The organism is Flavobacteriales bacterium (genome assembly GCA_019694795.1).
In the GTDB taxonomy this organism is placed as follows: domain Bacteria; phylum Bacteroidota; class Bacteroidia; order Flavobacteriales_D; family UBA2798; genus UBA2798.
The window spans coordinates 286,339-309,171 of sequence record JAIBBF010000001.1 but is presented as its reverse complement, the minus strand read 5'-3'; the positions used below and the strand labels follow the sequence as shown (position 1 = coordinate 309,171).

Below are 22,833 nucleotides of genomic sequence, written 5' to 3'. Positions count from 1 at the left end.
TTTTATGTTTTAGATAATTGCGTAAATATCACTCTCCTTCATAATCAGGAAATCTTTCCCGTCGATGTTTACTTCTGTACCGGAATATTTCCCATAAAGAACTTTATCACCAGCCTTTACGGTCATCGGTTCATCTTTTTTACCCGCCCCAACAGCGATTACGGTTCCTCTCATTGGTTTTTCTTTCGCGGTATCAGGAATAATAATACCGGAAGCGGTTTTTGTTTCTGCTGCGTCCGGCTCAATAAGAACACGGTCTGCAATGGGTTTTACGTTCAGTGACATTTTTATTCGATTTTATAGTGCAATCAATACTCAGAAATCATTCCAATCATAAAAATTGATTGGATCAAGGATGATTTGTCAGTGGTATAAAACAAAAATGTCAGTGCTTGCGACACACTGACATTTTAATTTCATTAATCGGCGAATTATTTTACTCCGGGAGCAGTGTTAATACCACCTTGAGGAATACCTTGTACAGGAACTTCTGTCTCAATCGATTTTTGCTCTTCACCGGAAGTATTTCCATGTAAAATCGGAGTGCTGATCAGGCAAAGAACCACCAGACCAACCGCTAAATACCAGGTCCATTTTTCAACGAGGTCAGTTTGTTGTTTTACACCTAACATCTGACTTGCACCGGATAAGCCGGAATTAATACCTCCACCTTTTGGATTTTGAATCAATACGATCAAAACCATTAGTACACATACCAAAATCAAAAGGATTGTAAAAATAGTTGCCATTATTATTTTGTTTTATTGTTTTTAAGCGATTCCAGCTCTTTAATGCGGGACGCAAAGTAAGCGGATTTTCCTGGAATTTTCAAACTTAATTTTTCATATACCCGAATCGCCTTGGCATAATAACCTTGTTTCTCGTAAATGCTCGCAAGTGTCTCAGAAACAAAGTCTTCGTTGTCGGCTATCGATAGTTTTGCTACATTTCCGGGGGTGTAGAACTCCACTTTCTGAGGGGTAATTTTAGGATCATTTTTCAAAAATTGCTCTACAAGGTCTTCAACCGGGATGTTGTTTTTGCCTTCGGAATCCTCCTTTTTAGGCACAAGCCAATTCAAAAAAGAATGAGGTTGTTCCCAATTAAATGACTCTTCCACACTTGGTTTTTCGCTTGGTTTTTGCGGACGTAAAGTTTGAATTTTGGGCGATTCTATGGGATTTTCAACTTCTAATTCCGGTAACTTCTCCAAATCTTTCATCACGTCCACCTGAATGGTCGCGTTTACGGCCTCCCATAAAAATTGCTTTTCCAAATCATCGTAGTGCTCTGCAATATTTTCTTTTTCTGCAGCCTCATTCGAAATTATTATTTCCTCTGATGCTTCGGTTGAATGGAATTCTTCCTGAACAGGTAATGAACTAATTTCTTGTTCCTTTTCTTTCTTTTCGGGAACAATAACCTCATTAATTTTTCGCTCGATTAATTCTTCAAGAATATCTTTAGTTACAACAACTAAATTATTAGTTGATTTCTGAGTGACGTCACCTGTACCTATTTTTTCATTGTTTTCTAAATCAGGTTGCTCAGATTCCTCCTTGAGGATATCATCACTTAATTTGAAATGTAAAGGTTCTACTTCGGAGGAGACGGTGCTGATCACCCTTTCATTTTCCGGGATTTCTTTTATTTCACTTTCCGAATTGAGTTCAGTTGTGATTTCTTCATCCAACGCAATCAGCTTTTCAACCAATGCTTTTTGCATGATAAAACGATACAACTGCTTTCGATCCGATGTTAATGCAGAAGTAAGTTTTAATTGCTCCAGATATTCCGTGCTTTTTTCATCATGCAATATCCGGGTCTTTACAATTTGTATGGCCTGACTCCAGGGGTATTTATGACTTAGCATGGAAATAGCCGGGTAATGGCTAATTTGTGGATGGCCATCCCCTTTAATCATCGCTATGAACTGATCTTTATTCATTACCAATTTCCAAATGAACGGTCAAAAATATCTTGTACCAATTGTCGGTTTACTTCACCTACCAGTGATTCTTCATTGCTGGTTAAATCTGTGGTTGAAGGAAAATCGACAAAACGAGTAAAATTCTGCTCGAAATTTTTCTTGGAATCAAATTGATTCACGTAACGGACGTTGACCGTCATGGTTAAACGGTTTAACGCAGCAGCATCATTTCCCTGAATGGCCATCGGACGCACATCATATCCGGTAATTGCTCCTTCAAATTGAAGATCTCCGTTTTGGCGTACAAGGTTAAGTTTGGTTTGGGAAATAAAAATATCTTTTAACGATTCAGTAAAAAGTTGAGGAACGTTTGGACCAGCCAGTGCAGCATTGTTTTGGAAAAATGCAACACTCACGGTTTTTGCTTCCTGTGGAATATCCGCTCCGGTAAAGGAATATTTTACCGAACAGCTTTCTAAAGCAATTATCAATATGAAAAGAAATATTCTCACTTGATATTATACTCTTTAATTTTTCGATACAATGTCCGCTCAGAAATTCCTAATTCTTCAGCCGCATGTTTGCGCTTGTTGCGATGCTTTTGAAGTGCTTTCTTAATCAGATCTTTTTCCCTTTCCTCCAGCGAAAGCGATTCCTCCACCTCTTCGTGTTCTTCAATCTCTTCTGCAAAATGAGGCATGTTCGAATGGACAATCGGATTGGCAACTACAGGACGGGAGATGGTGCCTTCTACAGCAATGTTGCCGTTTTCAGCATCATTCAATATGCGTTTTACAAGTGGACTACTTTCGGTATTAAAGTTCATTTCGGGATTTCGCCCCTGCATTAAATCTACCACCACCGATTTTAAATCATTCAATTCACTGCGCATATCGAAAATGATCTTGTATAGAATTTCCCGCTCACTCATTTCAGACGCACTTCCACCTAATCCAACTACGGCAGGTAATCCTGCTGTTTCTTTTGGTAAATATTGACTTAACTGCACGGCGTTTATCTCGCGGTCCGTTTCAATGACGGAGATTTGTTCCGCTATATTTTTTAATTGACGAATATTTCCCGGCCAGGAGTAATTGCTTAACAAATGCATGGCCTCGTCATTTAATTTTACGGCTGGCATCCGGTATTTTTCAGCAAAATCTGAAGCAAATTTTCTAAACAATAATTGAATGTCATCCTTTCGCTCACGAAGTGAAGGAATAAAAATCGGAACAGTATTTAAACGATAATATAAATCTTCGCGAAATTTTCCTTTCCGGATGGCTTCGGGTATGTTCACATTGGTTGCTGCAATAATGCGGACATCCGTTTTCATCACCTTCGAAGAACCAACTTTAATGTATTCTCCGGTTTCCAAAACGCGTAATAACCGCGCTTGTGTTTGTAAAGGAAGTTCTGCTACTTCATCTAAAAAAATGGTACCCGTATTGGCCACCTCAAAATACCCTTTCCGCGATTCATGAGCACCTGTAAATGCACCTTTTTCGTGACCAAATAATTCCGAATCAATGGTTCCCTCCGGAATGGCTCCGCAGTTTACGGCGATGTACGGACCGTGTTTTCGTGGACTAAGATTATGAATAATCTGAGGCATTATTTCCTTACCGGTACCGCTTTCTCCCGTTACCAAAACGGATAAATCGGTAGAAGCAACCTGAGAGGCAACTTCAATGGCACGATTCAGCAATGGAGAATTACCTATAATTCCAAACCGTTGTTTTATGCTGGTAATATTTTGCAAATTCATTCTTCCGTCATTTTACCGCTTTGCCCATTAAGGTTGCTGCGGTGCATTCTTCTACTAAGACGTTTACATACTCACCTTTATTGTAATTCTCTTTAGGAAAAACAACTACTGTATTTTGGGTATTACGTCCGTATAAATGTTCCTTCGAACGTTTTGATACTCCTTCTACAAGAACGCGGTGAACTTTTCCTACAGCTTTTTTATTACTGAGCAGGGAGTGTTGTTGTTGCAACTCGATCACTTCAGTCAAACGCTTATTTTTAATTTCTTCAGGAATATCATCCTCAAATTTTCTTTCCGCAAGGGTTTTCGGACGTTCAGAATATTTAAACATGTAAGCAAAATCATATTTAACTTCTTCCATCAGTGAAATCGTTTCTTTATGCTGCTCATCAGTTTCGCTGCAGAAACCGGTTATGATATCGGTAGAAATCGCACAATCCGGCATATACCGGCGAATAGCTTTTATGCGGTCCAGATACCATTCACGGCTATAGCCCCGGTTCATCTTTTCTAGAATTTCAGAATTTCCGGATTGAACCGGTAAATGGATGTATTTGCAAATGTTTTCATATGCAGCCATTACTTCTAAAACTTCATCCGTCATATCCTTTGGATGTGAGGTAGAAAAGCGTACTCGTAAAAGGGGTGATACTTCTGCTACTTTCGCCAATAAGCCGGCAAAATTTAAAGTAGGTTTAGAGGCGTCAAGGATTTCTCCTTTCCCGTTCATATTCCATTTGTAGGAATCTACATTCTGGCCCAACAAAGTCACTTCGCGGTAGCCCTGGTCAAACAGGTATTTCACTTCGTGAACAATGGATTCCGGATCGCGGCTTCTCTCTCTTCCTCGTGTAAAAGGTACTACACAAAATGAACACATATTATCACAACCCCGCATAATAGAAACAAAGGCCGATACACCATTACTATCTAATCGAATCGGGTTGATATCGGCATAGGTTTCTTCCCGGGAAAGTAAAACGTTAACGGCTTTTTGACCCCCTTCAACTTGTGCTATTAATTGCGGTAGATCCCGGTAGGCATCCGGACCAACAACAATGTCCACCAGCTTTTCTTCTTCGAGTAATTTCGATTTTAATCGTTCCGCCATACAGCCTAAAACGCCAACTACCAACGAGGGCTTATTTCGTTTTTTGCTATGGAATTCCTGCAACCGGTTTCTTACCCTTTGCTCGGCATTATCGCGAATGGCACATGTATTTATTAAAACCACATCGGCTTCGTCGGCATCGCGGGTAGTGCTAAACCCGGCACCCACTAATATAGATGCAACTATTTCCGAATCCGAAAAATTCATCTGGCATCCGTAGCTTTCCAGAAGTAATTTTTTACCATTATTAGGATTCGATGTGCTCGATTCTAATACCATCGCCTCGCCCTGGCGACTTTCCTCCATCATATGTTCAGCATTCCCTGCCATCGTAAAGTCTTGTAAAAATTAAGGAGGCAAAGATAAGCATTATAAGGTATATGTCAAAATGACAGGATATTTTTAGATCCACTAAATCAGACGTTTAAAAAAAAATGCGGGGCAAGGTGTTTTTTTTCAATTTTCCTTTTCGCTTTATTTGCACCCCTGACCGGCTGGTTAGGGGTCTCAATTTTGAAATTATTTTAACGCATGGCAAAAAATCTGGTGATTGTGGAGTCGCCTGCAAAGGCTAAGACCATCGAGGGGTTTTTAGGAAAAGATTATATCGTAAAATCAAGCTTTGGTCACGTTCGTGATTTGGCTAAAAATGGTTTGTCCATTGATATCGATAAAGGATTTGCACCTCATTATGAGGTTTCTGAAGATAAAAAGAAGGTTATTACCGAACTCAAAAAGTTGTCGAAAGATGCAGAGATCATCTGGTTAGCAACGGATGAGGACCGGGAAGGAGAGGCAATTTCATGGCACTTGAAAGAGGCGTTGGAGTTACCCGATTCCCGTACCAAGCGTATTACATTTAATGAAATTACTAAACCGGCAATTCAAAACGCGATTAAAAATCCGCGGAAAATTGATAAACATCTGGTTGATGCACAGCAAGCTAGAAGGGTTTTGGACCGTTTGGTGGGATTTGAATTATCTCCAGTCTTATGGAAAAAGGTGAAACCTTCGCTTTCTGCGGGACGAGTTCAATCGGTTGCAGTACGTATTATCGTAGATCGTGAAAGGGAGATTAACGATTTTAAAGCAGAGACATTTTATCGATTTGTTGGTGTCTTTTTAGTGGATGGAAAGCACCTGGTGAAAGCAGAATTAAATAAGCGTTTTACCAAGAAAAAAGACGCTCTTGATTTTCTGGAAAAATGTACGAATGCAAAATTCAAAGTGGCCGATTTGGTGACTAAACCTGCCAAACGTTCTCCAGCCGCACCATTTACAACATCTACTTTACAACAAGAAGCATCACGTAAAATCGGAATGTCGGTGGCCCGTACCATGAGCGTTGCTCAAAAACTATACGAGGCAGGGTTCATTACTTATATGCGTACCGATTCCGTAAATTTATCCGATACAGCTATTGATGGAGCAAAGAATGCAATCACCAAATTATATGGTGCTAAGTATTCTAATCCTCGCAAATTCCAGACAAAATCCAAAGGAGCACAAGAGGCCCACGAAGCCATTCGTCCAACTTACCTCGATAAGCAGACTGTTCCGGGTGATGCATCAGAACAAAAATTATATGAACTGATTTGGAAGAGAACCGTAGCTTCTCAAATGGCAGATGCATTATTGGAAAAAACCACGGTTACCATTGGAATTTCCACTACAACCGAACAATTTATTGCACAGGGTGAAGTAATTAAATTCGATGGTTTTCTAAAAGTATATTTAGAGTCAACCGACGATGAAAATACCGAGGAGGAAAATGAATCCATGTTGCCTCCAATGAAAGTTGGACAAGCATTAGATGTTTCTGAAATCACCGGAACTCAACGATTCACGCATCACCCTGCTCGCTATACTGAAGCAAGTTTGGTGAAAAAGTTAGAGGAACTAGGTATTGGCCGACCATCAACTTACGCACCAACCATCTCTACCATTCAAAAGCGCGGCTATGTAGTTCGTGAAGAACGTGAAGGCGTAAAAAGAAATTATGATGTTTTCACACTGAAAAAGGGGAAAATTTCTGAAGAGATAAAAACAGAAAATACCGGAGCTGAAAAGGGGAAATTATTCCCTACCGATATAGGAATTGTTGTAAATGATTTTCTGGTAAAGAACTTTGGTGATGTGCTTGATTTTAGTTTCACTGCTTCTGTAGAAAAAGAGTTCGATGATATTGCTCAGGGGATGTTGAAATGGAATGAAATGATTCGCCGTTTTTACGGACCATTTCATAAAGATGTGGAGGAAACCTTAGAGACATCTGACCGCGCAACAGGTGAACGTGAATTAGGTAAAGATCCGGAGACCGGGAAAAAAGTAGTGGTGAAAATTGGTCGTTATGGACCAATGGTAATGATAGGTGATGCAGATGATGAAGAAAAACCACGTTTTGCTTCTTTGCGTAAAGAACAAAGTATAGGTACGATCACCCTCGCCGAAGCAATGGATCTTTTCAAACTTCCTCGTACGCTGGGAGAATCCAATGGTAAAAAAGTAGTTGCAAGCGTCGGACGATTCGGTCCATATGTAGGTCACGATGGCGTTTTCGCTTCCTTGAAAAAAGCAGATGGGGATGACCCAATGACCATCACGCTTGAAAGAGCGCTACAGCTGTTGGAAGAAAAACGGAAGTCGAATGCAGAACGTACAATAAAAACATTCCCTGAAAATAAGGAAGTGCAAGTATTGAAAGGAAGATGGGGAGCGTTTATTAAAGTGGGACGTAAAAATGTACGTATTCCAAAAGATATTGAACCAACTGACCTTACGCTGGAGAAGTGTTTAGAATTAGCCGGAGAAACCAAGGTTAAAAAATTAAAAGCTGGAGAGAGTACTGGCACTGGTGTAAAGAAAGCAGCAGCAAAAAAGGCGACGCCAAAAAAATCGACCGCAAAAAAAACGGTAAGTAAGAAGTCAGCTTCCGCAAAAACTGCAGTAAAAAAGACAACAACCGTAAAAAAGAAAAGCACTTCAGTTAAATCAGCGAAAAAGCGCAAATAACCAATGAAGGATATTTCAATCTTCTTTGAGCCGGGTTTTATACCCGAATCAATTCCGGAAGAAAATTTATTAAACGATACGCTTGCCAAGAGTGTCGATTATCACAATGCTTCCGGTTTTCCATCTTTGGAAGGGATTGAAATTGCCATCATAGGAGTTCATGAAGAGCGTTTGGCTTATAACAACCAGGGTTGTGCTTCAGGTGCAGATCAGGTACGGAAATATTTATACGCATTAGCCTTGTCGGGTTACCAACCCAAAATTGCTGATCTCGGAAATATAAAAGCAGGAGCCACCATTGAAGATACCTGGTATGCTTTATCGCAATCCCTCGCATTTTTAATTCGGCGAAATATTTTTCCAATCATCATAGGTGGGAGTCAGGATTTGACCTACGCCAATTATCTTGCCTATGAAAAACTGGAGCAGACGGTAAATATGGTCACCATCGATTCACGATTGGATTTAGGTGCCATTGAGGAAGAAATTTCATCCCGAACCTATTTGGGAAAAATCATTTTACACCAACCGAATTATTTATTCAATTACTGTAATATCGCTTTGCAAACTCATTTTTCGGATGCAAAGACGCTGGATCTGATGGATAAATTGTATTTCGATAATTTTCGTCTTGGCGAAATCCGTAAGGACATCACCCAAACGGAACCCTTAATTAGAAATGCAGACGTGTTGAGTTTCGATATCGGCGCACTCAGGTTTTCGGAAGCGCCCGGAAATGGTAATGCAAGCCCCAACGGATTATTTGGAGAGGAAGCTTGCCAAATGTGCCGCTATGCCGGAATGAGTGATAAACTGACTTCAGCCGGTTTTTACGAATTAAATCCTAAACTCGATAGCAGGGGACAAACTTCACATTTGGTAGCCCAGATGATTTGGTACCTTATGGATGGTTACTATAACCGTAAAAAAGACTATCCGATAGGGGATAAAGCCTTGTTTACAAAATACCGGGTTGCCGGGGTTAACACCGACCACGAGATTATTTTTTATAAAAGTAACCGTTCAGACCGCTGGTGGATGGACGTTCCATACCCGCCCGACAAACGACTTAAATTTGAGCGCCACCACATGGTTCCTTGCTCATATGCTGATTATCAGACTGCTTCCGAGGGTGAGATGCCAGATTTGTGGTGGAAAACTTACCAGAAGTTGTCTTGAATCTTAAAGGATTGTTCAAAATCCTGTGAAAATGTTACCAAAAATTTTTTCCAGACTAATTTTTCTTTAACTTTACCGGACTTTGGATGGAGTATTCTATCCATACTAAACCGAAAAAAAGAATAAAGTAAATTACTTTATGAGGAAAATTTTACTCTCTGCAGCATGCTTGTTCACAGGAATGGTTTCCTATGCACAGCAGGACTATCAGTTCTCGCAGTATATGTTTGATCGTTTATCGATCAATCCGGCTTATGCAGGAATTGACAACAAAATCTGTGCTACCGGGTTTTTCCGTCAGCAATGGGCAGGTTTTACCGGTGCGCCTTCAACATTTTTATTTAATGCTCATGGTCCGGTTAAAATGCTTCACGGTGGTTTAGGTTTATCTTTATACAGCGATAAAATCGGATTTTTCAATAATTTCTCGGCTCGGTTAAATTATTCTTTTCACCAGCCAGTTAAGGGAGGTATTCTTGGTGGAGGTATTTCCATTGGGTTTATGAATGTTTCCTTAAACCCACAATGGGTAGCTATAACCGATCCGTCTTTAGATAATGCCATTCCTAATAATGGAGCCAGCTACAGCCAAGGTTCTTATGATATTGGATTAGGGGTTTATTATAAAGCCAACGATTGGTATGCCGGTTTATCAGCAACCCATTTAACGGAAACTGATCTTAAGAATCTGAACGTAAAAAATGTTCGTCACTACTACCTCATGGGGGGATATGATTGGACACTGCCTTCAAATGCAGATTTTATGATTCGCCCATCTATGCGTTTGGAATCTGATGCTACTTCAACTCAGGTTGACATCAACGCGAATGTCCTTTGGAGAAATATGTTCTGGGGAGGTCTGAGCTACCGTATTAAAGATGCAATTGTACCTATGTTAGGATATCAACAAGCCATTGGCGATCCGAAAAAAATGCCAGGTATGATTAAAATTGGTTACTCATACGATGTAACCACCAGCGAGATTAAGAATTATAGTAAAGGAAGTCATGAATTTATGGTGAGTTACTGCTTTAATGTGGTGCCTGTTCCAACACTTCAGAAGTCCAAAACTGTAAGATTTTTATAATTTCTGTAACTCAAAAGGAATTGAAAGCGTTAAAAGCATTCCATGGTGGTCCGATTTCAGGAGGTTGGAACCTGTGGGGGTTTAATAAATTAATGGAGGTAGCATGAAAAAGTTGTTGTTCTATTCAGCAATTGTAGTTACGCTGTTTTCTTGTTCACAAGGGAACAACGGAGAGCTCGTAGGAGTTATCCCGCGTCCAGCTTGGTATCAGAATACACCGTACGGAATGTTGTATATCCCGGCGGGATCATACAATATGGGAGCCAGTGATCAGGATGTGCCTTGGGCGCATACCAATCGCACGAAAACTGTTTCGATTCAGGCTTTCTATATGGATCAAACTGAGATCTCGAATAATGAGTATCGCCAGTTTGTTTACTATGTACGAGATTCAATCGCTCGTCGTAAATTATCAGAAGATTTCCCAGATGAATTCCTCAATCCTCGTTATGATGACGAAATGAATGAATTGGATCAAAGTGAATGGGATTTAAATTGGTCCACTCGTCTTCGTTATTTCGATGAGGACTACATGCCGCTTTTGTCCGAAATGTATCTACCGGATCATGAACGCTACTATCGCCGTAAAGAATTCGATGTGCGTAAATTGTTGTTCGAATACTATTGGATCGACCTTCAGGCAGCTGCTAAAAAGGGACGTTACAATATTAAAGAGAACCCGGAAGATCCGGAGCACCGTACACTTTCCAACCCGGAAGATCCCATTACCAAAGAACCGGTTGGTCGTGACTTAGATTTGGGTTACCGCAACAAAAAGGGGCAAAACAATGCTATCCGTGGTCATACCGATCGTTCACGCTTTATCATTAAAGAAATCATCAACGTTTATCCTGATACATTGTGCTGGATTAGCGACTTTACCTATTCATTCAACGACCCGATGACCAATATGTATTTCTGGCATCCGGCTTATGATGAGTATCCGGTAGTAGGAGTTACCTGGGTTCAGGCAAAAGCATTCTGTGTTTGGAGAACCCAATTATTGAACTCTTGGTTAGAAAGCAATGGCGATTTCTATGTTCAGGACTTCCGTTTACCAACAGAAGCTGAATGGGAATATGCTGCACGTGGTGGTCTGGATTTAAGTCCTTACCCATGGGGAGGTCCTTACATCCGTAACGCACACGGGTGTTTCTTAGGAAACTTTAAACCAATGCGTGGTCGCTATATGGAAGATGGTGGTTTCCACACCGTGAAAATCACTTCTTACCATCCTAATGATTATGGTCTGTACTGTATGTCCGGAAACGTATCTGAGTGGTGCGAAACAGCCTATGATGAGTCGGTTTACGAATTCGCTCACGATTTAAATACAGAGTATCGATATGATGCATTAGACCATGATCCGCCAAGTATGAAACGTAAGGTAATTCGTGGTGGTTCTTGGAAAGACATCGCTTATTATCTGCAAACCGGTAGCCGTTCATTCGAATACCAGGATTCGGCTAAATCATACGTAGGATTCCGTTGTGTTATGACTTATCTCGGTCGTGGCGGTCCTAACCAGGATGAGGAGGCAAAATAATACCCTTGAAGTAGCAATCAAACAATGTAAAACCAAATAAAAGCAAGAAAAACTATGAAACCAGGAAGCAAAGCGTGGAAAAAATTCATGGCCAAGCTGTACGGATTTGGTGCAGCCGTGGTAATCGTTGGAGCGATGTTTAAAATTATGCACTGGCCGGGTGCTGGAGCGATGCTTGTAATCGGTCTGTCGACTGAGGCAATTATCTTTATCTTCTCGGCGTTTGAACCGATTCATGAAGATCCGAAGTGGGAACTTGTTTACCCTGAACTCGCATTAGGTCACATGGACGACGAACATGAGCATGGTGCACAACATCACAAAGTGGAGAAAAAAGGATCGGTAACTGAAGAGCTCGACAAGATGCTTGAAGAAGCCAAAATTGAACCTGAATTGATCCAAAGCCTTGGAACAGGATTACGTTCATTAACGGATGCAACACACAAAATTGGTGACGTATCTAACGCATCTATTGCAACAAATGAATACATCGATAGCCTGAAAGGTGCTTCTCAAAAAGTTGAAAAACTTTCTGAATCGTATGTAAAAGCATCTGAATCATTAATGGGTCTTACCAGCACACAAGCTGAAGGACAATCATTCGGTGAGCAAATGCAAAAACTTTCTACTAATCTTTCTGCATTGAACAACATTTACGAAATGCAATTGAAAGGTTCATCTTCTCATCTTGAGTCAACTCAGAAATTGTATTCCGGTATCAATGAATTAATGCAAAATCTGCACGATTCATTAGATGATACTAAGAAGTACAAAGAGAACATGTCCGACCTTGCTCGTAACTTGTCTGCTCTGAATACTATTTACGGCAACATGCTTGCTGCCATGAACATCAATACAGGAGCTCGCGGTTAATTCCGTCTCCCGATGTAATTCAATGTTTGTTGAACAACCAAAACAATTGATTAAAAATGGCAGGTGGTAAAGAAACGCCCAGACAGAAGATGATCGGGATGATGTACCTTGTACTCACCGCTCTTCTCGCACTTAACGTATCAAAGGAAATCGTGGTAGCTTTTATCACTTTGAACGATAAACTCGAAAATTCAACCCGAGCTATCGAAACAAAGAATGGTGGAGTTTATCAGGCCTTTGAAAATTTCATGAAAGTTCCTCAGACGAAAGAAGCTGCTAAGCCATGGGCTGCGCGTGCTACTCAAATTCAGGGAATGGCTAACAATGCGTATTCATTTTTCCTTCAGGAAACCAACGATCTGATCAAAGAAGTTGAGAAGAAAGATTGGCTGGATGATGAAAACGGCAAAAAGAAACTTCATACACTTCACGAAGTTGGTTCAAAAGACGATTACGATGCGGCTACCCGCTTATTCGTAGGAGATCCGGGTAACATCAACCAACGTGGTAAGGACCTTGTAACTAAGTTCCATACTTATCGTGACTCTGTATGTTTTGTTTTAGCAAACTACACTTTAGGAAAACGTACATTTAAGTTTGCACCTAAGTTTGATGGTTCTTCATTCTCGGATGAAGAGTTATTAGCAGCTCTGAAGGAATGTAATCCTGAAGACACAGCTAAAATCAAGCAGGTGTATCAAATGCTTACGCTTCCAGAGAAAATGAAGAACCACGAGGAAGAAGTTCCTTGGCAGGCTGGTATGTTCGACCATGCTCCGGTAGTAGCCGCAGCAGCGTTGTTCACCTCACTTCGTAACGATATCCGTAACGCAGAGGCAGTAGCTATCGACCACCTTTTAGGTAAAGTTCAGGCGCCAACATTCAACTTTAACAAAATTGAACCATTGGCATTTGCCCGTACATCTTACCTGAACGTTGGCGACTCGATGGATCTTCGCGTTATGATTGCAGCCTATGACTCGACAGAAGTTCCTAAAATTCGTTTTGGAATTAACGATTCGAATCCGGCTAATTACAAAGAACAAATTGGAAAAATTTCCGTTCGCGGAACTACTCCAGGAGCATATACAGCTTATGGTCTGATTTCTGTAAAAGAAAAAGGAGAAGAGAAGTGGAAACCTTGGAAATACCAATATGAAGTTGGAGAACCTACAGGTGTAATTGCTAATGAGGACTTCCTTGTAGTTTACGCAAACTATGAGCACACTTTCTCTGCATCTGCATCCGGGTATCCTCAGGATCGTGTTAACCTGAATTTACCAGGATTAGCAGTTGGTTCAAAAGGTGGCGGTAAGTTTTCCGTTAAAGCTCCAGTTGGAATGATTGGTAAGAAAGTACAATCGTCCATAACCGTTAAAACTGACGGTGGCGGAAGTAAATCACTTTCTGGTCCAACCTTTGTAGTAAAACAGCTTCCGAAGCCTTCTTCTTACCTTGGAAGTATTCCTTCCTCTGAGGGTAACATTAGTAAGGCTGACCTTAAAGCAAACTCGAACGCAGGTGTACGTGTAGCGTATGATCCTTCAGTACCACTTGACCCTACAAAAGTTTCTTTCCGTGTAACTTCCTTTACAATGGTTGTTATGGTAAAAGGAACACCAATTCGTGAAACCACTACCAGCGGTGCATTAACACCTAAAATGCAAGGCTTGTTAAACGGTCTTTCTTCAGGAATGAGTGTTTCCTTTACAGCGATTGAGTGTGTAGGTCCTGGTGGAACTAAATTGAAAGTATCACCACTTGCATTCATCATCAAGTAATAGTTGAAAGGCAGATAAATTATGAGAGTTATGAGATCGATATTGATTGGAATTGCGCTTATCATCGCTTCATCGTCGATGGCGCAGAACGTGTTGGATGGTGTTTACGTGAAAGAGCACATTCCGACCAAAAAACTCATTCAGTACACGCATTTGCGTGAGGCTGACGTGATGTGGGAAAAACGCATCTGGAGAGTGATCGACTTACGCGAGAAAATTAATTTCCCGCTCTACTATCCTTTAAAGCCTCTTACAGATCGTATGTCATTATTCGACGTAATGATGTTCTGGATGCTTAAAGGAGAGCTCACAGTTTATCAACCTTTGAATCTTAATGCAAAGGATCTGAATGAAGCAGATTTTGGTGCTGACCAGTTTCTATTTCCTTTAAATCAAAGTAGTCCCACCTATCTGAAAGACGTTCAAAACCTCTTGGTACAAGACGTTTCTCAATCTACCAATGCTTATCAGGTTTCTGATGGTATGGGAGGTACAATGGACTCATTGGATGGAGCAGGTAACCCTGTTTATCCACCGGCAGATACGGTTTGGATTACTTCCAAAGATATCATTGCCTGGGAATTGAAGGAGGATTGGTTTTTCGATAAACAACGCTCTGTTTTAGACGTTCGTATTATTGGTATTGCACCGATTATTTACTCTATCGATCCTGCTACAAAAGCTGTAACCGGCGTGCGTACATTGTTCTGGTTATATTTCCCTGAGTTGAGATACATCTTACAAAACCACTTCGTGTATAACCGTCAGAATGATGCGCAGCGGATGTCGTTTGATGACTTGTTCTGGAAACGAATGTTTACCAGTTACATTAAAAAGGAATCGAATATTTACGACAGGAAAATTGTGGATTACACCTCAGGGGTAGATGCATTACTTGAATCTGAAAAAATAAAAGATGGAATGGCTGATTTCGAACACGATGTTTGGGATTTGTAATTCTTGAATTCAAATTATTGAAAAGGCTCCTCATTGAGGGGCCTTTTCTTTTTTAGGGCGCTCCTTTTAACTAATTTCGCGGCCATGATTTCAGTAAACGGCATATCAATACATTTTGGCGACAGAGTCCTGTACGATGAGTTATCATTTATGATTAATAAAGATGACCGGATTGGTTTAACAGGTAGAAACGGAGCGGGGAAGTCAACCTTGTTAAAAATATTTGCAGGTACTCAGAAACCTGATTCCGGAGCGGTGGCGATGCCGAAAGGATTAACCATTGGTTATTTGCCACAGGAAATGCATCATCATGAAGAGGCAGAGATATTTGAGGAAGCAAAATCCGCCTTGGCAGAATACAATGAGATTACCATTAAGCTGGACCAGCTCAACGAAGAATTGGTGACCCGCGAAGATTATGAATCGGAGGAATATGGAGAAATCCTGAACCTGATCAGCGATCTGAATGAACGGCTAAATATGATTGGTGCGGCAAATGTGGATGAAGAAGTTGAACGTGTTTTGTTTGGATTGGGGTTTGAACGAAAAGATCTAACACGAAAGATGTCGGAGTTCAGTGGGGGCTGGAAAATGCGTGTAGAGCTCGCTAAAATACTTTTACAGAGTCCTGAATTATTGTTGCTGGATGAGCCCACGAACCATTTGGATATTGAATCGATTCAATGGCTTGAGGATTTTTTATTATCACACCGTGGCGCAATATTGCTTATTTCGCACGATAGAAGGTTTCTTGATTCAGTTACGAAACGAACCATTGAAATATCCAATGGGAAAGCATACGATTATAAGGCCTCCTATTCGAAATATGTGGAGTTGCGGAGACAAGAAATTGAGCTACAAAAATCCGCTAAAAAGAATCAGGAAAAATTCATTAAGGAGACCGAACAATTAATTGATAAGTTTCGCGCAAAGGCGAGTAAAGCAGCATTTGCTCAAAGCTTAATGAAGAAACTGGATCGTATAGAGAAAGTTGAAATTGATGATTTTGAAGCAGCTAAAATAAACATCCGTTTTCCGGCAGCTCCCCATTCGGGAAAAGTGGTTTTGGAAACTAAAGACCTGAGCAAAACATACGAAAATAAATCGGTGTTTAATGGATTGGATTTGATAATTGGAAGAGGCGAAAAAATTGCACTGGTAGGGAAAAATGGTGCAGGTAAAACGACATTGACCAAACTCATTACCGGCAGAGAAAATTTTGAAGGAGAATTGAATTTAGGTCACCAGGTATCCATTGGATATTTTGCACAAAATGAAGCGGAAAAACTGGATCGGAATAAAACGGTTTTTGAAACCATTGACGATGAGGCACAGGGTGAAATTAGAAAAAGTGTAAGAGGATTATTAGGTGCCTTTTTATTTGGCGGAGATGATATTGAGAAAAAAGTTTCTGTGCTTTCGGGTGGAGAAAAAACCAGACTGGCGCTTTGCAAATTGTTGTTGTCGCCGGTGAATTTTCTGATTCTCGATGAGCCGACCAATCACCTTGATTTAGCGAGTAAGGAAGTGCTGAAAAACGCATTGAAAAATTATGACGGAACTTTACTTCTTGTATCGCACGATCGTGATTTCTTGTCGGGTTTAACCTCGCGTATTTTCGAAATGAAAAATGGAAAAGTAGGTGTTCATCACATGTCGGTGGATGAATTCCTGGTGATGAAAAAGAATGAAAGTATTGCAGAGTTTGAGCACATCAAAAAGGAGAAAAAAAGTGCTGAAAAAGCAGTCAATGTTCCGAATGTTGAGGTGAAATCGAACGAAAAGGACAAGAAAAAAATTCAGAACAGAATAGAAAAGTTGGAAAAGGAAATCAGCGAAAAGGAGCAGCAGTTAAAAATAGCTGAGCAGGATTTAGCGGTGAATGATTTTTCCAATGAGGAAAAAACAAAAACATTGACATCAAGATATGATGATGTTAAGAAGTTGCTGGAGTCCTTGTTTTTAGAATGGGAAGAGTTAAACAGTCAGTTGTAAACCCTTTCCGTTCCTTCATTTTCTTTTTCTTTTTCCTCTTTTATTCTTAATTTGTTCCCAATAAAAAGTTGCGAATGAAAACAAGAATACTCACTCTGGCCCTTTTCTTTTCGGGCTCGTTGGCTTATGCCCAGCAAAAAGAAAATGATAATTATTTTATTCGATGTGCGAGTTTTGAAATCACTATGCCATTGCGTGAATTAATTGAAATGTATCCTGATAAAAATGCAGAAAAGGGAGATGAAATTGAAGTGCATAACAATCGGATGGCTTTTGAAAAAAACAATCCCAATGCGCTTCCTTTAGGAAATGACCCTATCGCTCAAACTCAAATGGGAGAGCGTTCGTTCAGATCACCATTGGTGGCATGGAATGGTAGTGGAGGAGCTATTCCACCAGATCCCTCCGGAGCTGCAGGTCCTAATCACTATGTGCAAGCCGTAAATACTTCCTATCGCGTTTACAATAAATCAGGCACCGCATTAGCATCAGCATCCAACTTAAGTACCTTATGGTCCGGTTCTGCCAACGATGGTGATCCAATTGTAATGTATGATCGTCACGCTGATCGTTGGTTTATTTCTCAGTTTCAAATTACAGGAAATAAAATATTGATTGCGGTGAGTACCTCGCCGGATCCGCTCGGAACCTATTATGCCTATACCTTTATTCCGGTGTCGAATCAGTTTCCGGATTATCCGAAATTTTCCATCTGGCATGATGGGTATTACATGACATCGAATTATACCACCAAGCGCGTTGTTGTATTTGAGCGCGCAAAAATTTTAACCGGCGATCCAACGGCTGGTATGATTGTGAAATCCATGCCTTCTACACCTTCTAACGGATTTTTCTGTGCACTTGCAGGAGATGCAGACGGAGCATTGCCTCCGGCAGGAACGCCATGTCCGGTTTTCACTTTCGAAGACGACGGATGGAATTCAGGTAATACCGATCAGATCCGTGTTTACAAAATGACTTGCGACTGGACAGGCGGAACGGCTACATTGGTATTGGATCAAACCCTTCCTACTACTCCCTTCGACGCAGTATTTACTACCACTTGGAACGATATTACACAACCCGGAACTTCACAAAAACTGGATGCTATTGCAGGAGTGTTTACCTACCGTGCACAGTATATGCGCTGGACGGGTTACAATACGGTGATGTTGTGTAACGTAGTAAAGGTAAATGCAGGAACCGGACAAGCAGGTATTCGCTGGTATGAATTAAGACAGAATACGGCCACCGGTGTTTGGAGTATTTATCAGGAAGGAACATATGCGCCGACAACGGAAAGCAGATGGGTGGGAAGTATCGCCATGGACAATCAAGGGAACATTGGGCTTGCTTATGCCGTTTCCAGTTCATCCACTTTTCCAAGCATCCGTTATACAGGACGACTTGCAAGTGATCCGCTTGGACAAATGACATTTGTAGAACAAACTGCAGCTACAGGAACTTCTGCGCAAACAAACGTTAACCGATTCGGTGATTATTCTCAAACTACACTTGATCCGGATGGTCTTACATTCTGGCATACCGGCGAGTATATTTCTGCAAGTAGAAAAACCAGAATTTTTTCATTCCGAATAGCAGGTGCTTCCGGACTTGATGATAAACAAGTACGAGGAGAAATTACCGTGAATCAAAATGGAACTTCCCTGCTTGTGAATGCAAGTCAAATTCCGAGTCAGGAAAAAGTTGCTGTAGATTTATTTGATGTGCAAGGAAAATTAATTTCTGCATCACAGGTTGTACCTGTGAATGGAGAATTTAAATCTCAGATTAATATCTCCGGACTTGCGGCCGGGGCTTATTTGATTCGTGTTGGAAATGAGAATTTCCAAAACGTTGTTAAGGTTGTGGTACAATAATTGATTTTCACAGTTTATGAAATATGTTTTTGTACTGATATCGGTAAGCCTGGGACTGTTTTTTTTATCGTGTAAATCCTCTAAAAAAGCAACTGACCCCATGCAGAATTTAAGCGAAGGAACTGTATCTCATCAATACAGAGCCGGTGGTTGTAAAACGGTAATTAAGGTTGCCCAACCGGAAGCGGATACCTTGGTATTAATTCCAAGTAATTCCTTGGGTAAATTTGATGTTGATGGACTCAAAATCATGTTTTCTTATCGTCAGCTTAGAATGCCTAACCCAGAAGGTTGTACAGTGGGAATGCCTGCTGAAATAATTACAATTAAAAAGAAATAACCGTAACTTGTTATAGACTTGTTAAGCCCTCGTTTATCGGGGGCTTTTTTTTTATTTTGCCAATTATTCAACCGCCGTGAAACCACGTACATTCAGATCCTTATTGTTGCTGGGAACGCTTTCTCTGATTGGGATTGTGGGAATTCAGATTTATTGGGTGAATAAAGCATTAATTGCCCAAAAGAATGAGGAGTTGTTGCAGGAAAGGGAATATAGTCAGCAGGAAAAAATATTTAATGATCGCGTTACAATTGCATTAAGTAATGTTGCCGACCGTATTTTGGATTTTTACAACGATCCGTCCGATTTATTTAACAACGTTGAGCAGGTGCAGTCCAATTATTTTGTGGTCCGGATCAACGACACATTGCATCCATATATTCTTGAGAGTTTTTTACAACAGGAATTTGCCAAGAGTAACATTAAGGAAGATTTTGAATATGCTATTTACGATTGCTTTACCGATTCATTAGTGTATGGTAAATACGTTTCGATGGATGAAAGCAAGGAAAATGATGTGAGTAAAAAGCCAGATATTAAGTGGGACAAGGACGCGCATTATTTCAGTGTGTTTTTTCCCAATAGAGCTGGATTTAAAGGCAACGTTTCACAACCGGAATTAAATGTGTGGCTGTATTCATCGGTAATTGTTTTAATCGTAATCGGGTTTTTCGGTTATGCCGTGTTTTTAATTCTGCAACAAAAGCGATTAGCAGATGTGAAGACGGATTTTATTAATAATATGACTCACGAATTAAAAACGCCGATTAGTACAATTTCTCTATCTGCAGAAGTGCTATTGCGCGACAATATTTCCAATGATCCGAACCGAATACACCAATATGCGAAAATCATTTTTAATGAGAATAAACGACTGGAGAATCAGGTAGAGCGTGTATTGCAGATGGCAACCTTGGAAAAGGAAAAAATTGTATTGCGCAAATCTGAAATTGATATTCATGATCTGATTAAAAATTGCGTTGATAATTTTAAGATTGCCGTTGAAGCTTCGGGTGGTGTGCTTGAATTGAATTTGAATGCCGAAAAATATTTGGTGAACGGCGATAAAGTTCACCTTACAAATATTTTATATAACCTGATTGATAATGCGCGGAAGTATTCGCCGGTGGATCCCTTGATCCGCGTTTCTACAGAGAATACACAACGAGGAATTCGAATTGTGATTTCTGATAATGGAATCGGAATGAGCAAGGATGTGCTTCGTCATATTTTTGATAAATTTTATAGGGTGCCAACCGGAAATGTTCACAATGTGAAAGGATTTGGATTGGGATTGTATTATGTAAAAGTTATGACAGAAGAACACGGTGGAACTATTCATGTGGAAAGTGAGCCGGAAAAGGGAAGCCGTTTTATTTTGGAGTTACCGTTTAATATAAAATAGAAAATTATGCCTGATCAAAAAGCAACGATATTATTGGTAGAAGACGATATGAATCTTGGATTTGTAGTGCAGGATAATTTGAAAATGAGCGGCTACAAAGTGGTGTTGTCGTCGGATGGGAAACAGGGATTAAAGCAATTTAATGAAGGTAAGTTTGATCTTTGTTTACTGGATGTGATGCTGCCCTACAAGGATGGATTTAGTTTGGCAGAAGATATTCGTAAAACGAATAAAGAAATTCCTATTATTTTTTTAACGGCGAAATCAATGACCGAAGATAAAATTAAGGGATTTAGAAGCGGTGGTGATGATTACATTACAAAGCCATTTTCCACTGAGGAATTATTGTTGCGGATTGAAGCTATTTTAAAACGCATAAAGCCCGCAGTTGAGCAAAATAAAGATGTTTTTACAATTGGAAAATATGTATTTGATTCGTCCAATTACAATTTAAAAATAGATGGAAACGAACAAAAATTGACAAAGAAGGAAGCAGAAATATTGAAATTATTGTGCGCACACAAAGGTGAAGTTTTACCCAGAGAGCTGGTGTTAAATATGATTTGGGGCGACGATAATTATTTTAATGGGCGGAGTTTGGATGTTTTCCTCACCAAATTGCGGAAATACCTTAAGGATGATGAAAAAGTTACCATCACCAATGTGCATGGAGTTGGATTCAGATTGCAAGATGAGTAAGTTTGTGATATGAAAAGAGCAATAGTATTATTTTTTGGTTTACTGATGTTTTCCTGCGGTAGTGTTACCTGGGAAAGAAAAACATTTGAAGGAGGCGTTTCAATTGAAGTTCCGAATTACATGACGGTTACTCATGAACTTGCTCCGGATGCTTTAGTTCAATTAGAAAATCAGGCCAGGGAATTGTATTTTATGATTGATAAGCGGAAAAAATCGGAGTTATCGGATGCCGGTGTTGAATTTAATCTGGTTGCATTTTCGAAAGAGTTGATGAAAAGTATGACGGAGAATTTGAAAAAATCTTCGAATACGGATCATGGTGAAATCACCTGTGGTGGACTGAAAGCCTATCGTTTTGAAGTAACCGGTAAACCTGACATTGCTCAAAGTATTTCTTATCAGGTAGTGATTGTAGAAGGGGCTCAGGATTTTTACATTCAAACAGCGTGGACAACCACCGGTGCCAGGACAAACTGGTATAAAGAGGATATGAAAAAGATGATGGAGTCGTTTCGACTTGCCATTTAATCAGAAATAATTTTTTCTGCGCAATTGGAAATGTTGACCGAGATAAACTTTTCGAACCATTTCGTTGGCCGCCAATTCTTCTGCAGTTCCCTGCATTAAAATTTTTCCTTCGAATAATAAATAGGCGCGGTCGGTAATAGAAAGTGTTTCCTGCACGTTGTGATCGGTAATTAATACACCGATGTTTTTCAGCTTTAATTTGGCAACGATACTTTGGATGTCTTCAACTGCGATGGGGTCTACTCCTGCAAAAGGTTCATCCAACAAAATGAATTTAGGATCGGAGGCTAAAGCGCGTGCAATTTCTGTCCTTCTTTTTTCACCACCCGAAAGTTTAATACCTAAATTTTTTCTAACATGATTTAAAGAGAATTCTTCAAGTAATTCTTCCAGTCGGAAATTTCGATCTGCCTTATTCAATCCCCTTGTTTCGAGAACCGCGAGTATATTATCCTCTACACTTAATTTCCGGAAAACGGAAACCTCTTGTGGTAAATATCCGATACCCTTTTGCGCCCGTTTGTACATGGGCTCGCCGGTGATGTCTTCATCGTCCAGAAATACATTTCCGCTATCCGGTTTAATCAGGCCAACGATCATGTAAAATGAAGTTGTTTTTCCCGCTCCGTTGGGACCAAGTAAACCGACGATTTCTCCTTGTTTTACTTCTACGGATACCCCGTTTACTACCACACGGTTTTTATACTGCTTAAATATTTGTCGGGTCCAGAGTTTCATA

20 protein-coding genes are annotated in these 22,833 nt (G+C 40.2%); 13 read left to right on the top strand and 7 right to left on the bottom strand.

Annotated elements, in window-relative coordinates:
- Positions 1 to 9: 9 nt before the first annotated feature.
- From K1X56_01310 to miaB, 6 genes are all read right to left on the bottom strand, one after another.
- Positions 10 to 285, bottom strand: a complete 276-nt coding sequence (locus K1X56_01310; GenBank protein MBX7093332.1) for a co-chaperone GroES — start codon at positions 283 to 285, stop codon at positions 10 to 12.
- A gap of 146 nt (positions 286 to 431) precedes the next feature.
- On the bottom strand, positions 432 to 749 hold the full coding sequence (gene secG, locus K1X56_01305; GenBank protein MBX7093331.1) for a preprotein translocase subunit SecG: 318 nt from the start codon (positions 747 to 749) through the stop codon (positions 432 to 434).
- Between the two features lie 2 nt (positions 750 to 751).
- Positions 752 to 1,948: a tetratricopeptide repeat-containing protein gene (locus tag K1X56_01300; GenBank protein MBX7093330.1), complete on the bottom strand. Its 1,197-nt coding sequence runs from the start codon at positions 1,946 to 1,948 to the stop codon at positions 752 to 754.
- Positions 1,948 to 2,442, bottom strand: coding sequence for a hypothetical protein (locus K1X56_01295; GenBank protein MBX7093329.1), 495 nt, complete (start codon positions 2,440 to 2,442; stop codon positions 1,948 to 1,950). The genes K1X56_01300 and K1X56_01295 overlap by 1 nt, the downstream gene beginning before the upstream one ends.
- Entirely contained in the window at positions 2,439 to 3,692 is a 1,254-nt protein-coding gene (locus K1X56_01290) for a sigma-54 dependent transcriptional regulator (protein MBX7093328.1), read from the bottom strand. Before K1X56_01290 ends, K1X56_01295 begins: the two co-directional genes overlap by 4 nt.
- Before the next feature lie 13 nt (positions 3,693 to 3,705).
- Entirely contained in the window at positions 3,706 to 5,142 is a 1,437-nt protein-coding gene (miaB, locus tag K1X56_01285; GenBank protein ID MBX7093327.1) for a tRNA (N6-isopentenyl adenosine(37)-C2)-methylthiotransferase MiaB, read from the bottom strand.
- Positions 5,143 to 5,343: 201 nt separating this feature from the next.
- On the opposite strand from miaB, the gene topA reads away from it, so the two are divergent.
- The 13 genes from topA to K1X56_01220 all read left to right on the top strand — a co-directional run bounded on the left by topA (position 5,344) and on the right by K1X56_01220 (position 22,094).
- Entirely contained in the window at positions 5,344 to 7,824 is a 2,481-nt protein-coding gene (gene topA / locus K1X56_01280; protein MBX7093326.1) for a type I DNA topoisomerase, read from the top strand.
- Between the two features lie 3 nt (positions 7,825 to 7,827).
- Complete coding sequence (locus tag K1X56_01275; GenBank protein ID MBX7093325.1) at positions 7,828 to 9,003, top strand: formimidoylglutamase; 1,176 nt, start codon at positions 7,828 to 7,830, stop codon at positions 9,001 to 9,003.
- Positions 9,004 to 9,142: 139 nt separating this feature from the next.
- The gene (locus tag K1X56_01270; GenBank protein ID MBX7093324.1) at positions 9,143 to 10,090 is read left to right on the top strand and encodes a type IX secretion system membrane protein PorP/SprF; all 948 of its coding nucleotides are present in this window, start codon (positions 9,143 to 9,145) and stop codon (positions 10,088 to 10,090) included.
- 103 nt (positions 10,091 to 10,193) lie between these two features.
- A complete protein-coding gene (locus K1X56_01265; protein ID MBX7093323.1) occupies positions 10,194 to 11,636 on the top strand; it encodes an SUMF1/EgtB/PvdO family nonheme iron enzyme in 1,443 nt (480 codons plus the stop codon).
- A gap of 87 nt (positions 11,637 to 11,723) precedes the next feature.
- Entirely contained in the window at positions 11,724 to 12,509 is a 786-nt protein-coding gene (gene gldL, locus K1X56_01260; GenBank protein ID MBX7093322.1) for a gliding motility protein GldL, read from the top strand.
- 56 nt (positions 12,510 to 12,565) lie between these two features.
- Positions 12,566 to 14,290, top strand: coding sequence for a hypothetical protein (locus tag K1X56_01255; protein MBX7093321.1), 1,725 nt, complete (start codon positions 12,566 to 12,568; stop codon positions 14,288 to 14,290).
- Positions 14,291 to 14,320: 30 nt separating this feature from the next.
- The gene (gldN, locus tag K1X56_01250) at positions 14,321 to 15,247 is read left to right on the top strand and encodes a gliding motility protein GldN (protein MBX7093320.1); all 927 of its coding nucleotides are present in this window, start codon (positions 14,321 to 14,323) and stop codon (positions 15,245 to 15,247) included.
- Between the two features lie 84 nt (positions 15,248 to 15,331).
- On the top strand, positions 15,332 to 17,242 hold the full coding sequence (locus K1X56_01245) for an ABC-F family ATP-binding cassette domain-containing protein (protein ID MBX7093319.1): 1,911 nt from the start codon (positions 15,332 to 15,334) through the stop codon (positions 17,240 to 17,242).
- Positions 17,243 to 17,316: 74 nt separating this feature from the next.
- Positions 17,317 to 19,122: a T9SS type A sorting domain-containing protein gene (locus K1X56_01240; protein ID MBX7093318.1), complete on the top strand. Its 1,806-nt coding sequence runs from the start codon at positions 17,317 to 17,319 to the stop codon at positions 19,120 to 19,122.
- A 16-nt stretch (positions 19,123 to 19,138) separates the two neighbouring features.
- Positions 19,139 to 19,462, top strand: coding sequence for a hypothetical protein (locus tag K1X56_01235; protein MBX7093317.1), 324 nt, complete (start codon positions 19,139 to 19,141; stop codon positions 19,460 to 19,462).
- Positions 19,463 to 19,538: 76 nt separating this feature from the next.
- The gene (locus K1X56_01230; GenBank protein ID MBX7093316.1) at positions 19,539 to 20,867 is read left to right on the top strand and encodes a HAMP domain-containing histidine kinase; all 1,329 of its coding nucleotides are present in this window, start codon (positions 19,539 to 19,541) and stop codon (positions 20,865 to 20,867) included.
- 6 nt (positions 20,868 to 20,873) lie between these two features.
- Complete coding sequence (locus K1X56_01225; protein MBX7093315.1) at positions 20,874 to 21,566, top strand: response regulator transcription factor; 693 nt, start codon at positions 20,874 to 20,876, stop codon at positions 21,564 to 21,566.
- Positions 21,567 to 21,575: 9 nt separating this feature from the next.
- Positions 21,576 to 22,094, top strand: coding sequence for a hypothetical protein (locus K1X56_01220; GenBank protein ID MBX7093314.1), 519 nt, complete (start codon positions 21,576 to 21,578; stop codon positions 22,092 to 22,094).
- Here the strand turns inward: K1X56_01220 and lptB are convergent, their stop codons facing one another.
- The gene (gene lptB, locus K1X56_01215; protein MBX7093313.1) at positions 22,095 to 22,832 is read right to left on the bottom strand and encodes an LPS export ABC transporter ATP-binding protein; all 738 of its coding nucleotides are present in this window, start codon (positions 22,830 to 22,832) and stop codon (positions 22,095 to 22,097) included.
- Position 22,833 lies beyond the last annotated feature (1 nt).

Excerpts from the sequence above, each read along its gene's own strand:
- K1X56_01310 (MBX7093332.1), bottom strand. The coding sequence starts at position 285 with ATGTCACTGAACGTAAAACCCATTGCAGACCGTGTTCTTATTGAGCCG.
- secG (MBX7093331.1), bottom strand. The coding sequence starts at position 749 with ATGGCAACTATTTTTACAATCCTTTTGATTTTGGTATGTGTACTAATG.
- K1X56_01300 (MBX7093330.1), bottom strand. The coding sequence starts at position 1,948 with ATGAATAAAGATCAGTTCATAGCGATGATTAAAGGGGATGGCCATCCA.
- miaB (MBX7093327.1), bottom strand. The coding sequence starts at position 5,142 with ATGGCAGGGAATGCTGAACATATGATGGAGGAAAGTCGCCAGGGCGAG.
- topA (MBX7093326.1), top strand. The coding sequence starts at position 5,344 with ATGGCAAAAAATCTGGTGATTGTGGAGTCGCCTGCAAAGGCTAAGACC.
- K1X56_01275 (MBX7093325.1), top strand. The coding sequence starts at position 7,828 with ATGAAGGATATTTCAATCTTCTTTGAGCCGGGTTTTATACCCGAATCA.
- K1X56_01270 (MBX7093324.1), top strand. The coding sequence starts at position 9,143 with ATGAGGAAAATTTTACTCTCTGCAGCATGCTTGTTCACAGGAATGGTT.
- K1X56_01265 (MBX7093323.1), top strand. The coding sequence starts at position 10,194 with ATGAAAAAGTTGTTGTTCTATTCAGCAATTGTAGTTACGCTGTTTTCT.
- gldL (MBX7093322.1), top strand. The coding sequence starts at position 11,724 with ATGGCCAAGCTGTACGGATTTGGTGCAGCCGTGGTAATCGTTGGAGCG.
- K1X56_01255 (MBX7093321.1), top strand. The coding sequence starts at position 12,566 with ATGGCAGGTGGTAAAGAAACGCCCAGACAGAAGATGATCGGGATGATG.
- gldN (MBX7093320.1), top strand. The coding sequence starts at position 14,321 with ATGAGATCGATATTGATTGGAATTGCGCTTATCATCGCTTCATCGTCG.
- K1X56_01245 (MBX7093319.1), top strand. The coding sequence starts at position 15,332 with ATGATTTCAGTAAACGGCATATCAATACATTTTGGCGACAGAGTCCTG.
- K1X56_01240 (MBX7093318.1), top strand. The coding sequence starts at position 17,317 with ATGAAAACAAGAATACTCACTCTGGCCCTTTTCTTTTCGGGCTCGTTG.
- K1X56_01235 (MBX7093317.1), top strand. The coding sequence starts at position 19,139 with ATGAAATATGTTTTTGTACTGATATCGGTAAGCCTGGGACTGTTTTTT.
- K1X56_01225 (MBX7093315.1), top strand. The coding sequence starts at position 20,874 with ATGCCTGATCAAAAAGCAACGATATTATTGGTAGAAGACGATATGAAT.
- K1X56_01220 (MBX7093314.1), top strand. The coding sequence starts at position 21,576 with ATGAAAAGAGCAATAGTATTATTTTTTGGTTTACTGATGTTTTCCTGC.
- lptB (MBX7093313.1), bottom strand. The coding sequence starts at position 22,832 with ATGAAACTCTGGACCCGACAAATATTTAAGCAGTATAAAAACCGTGTG.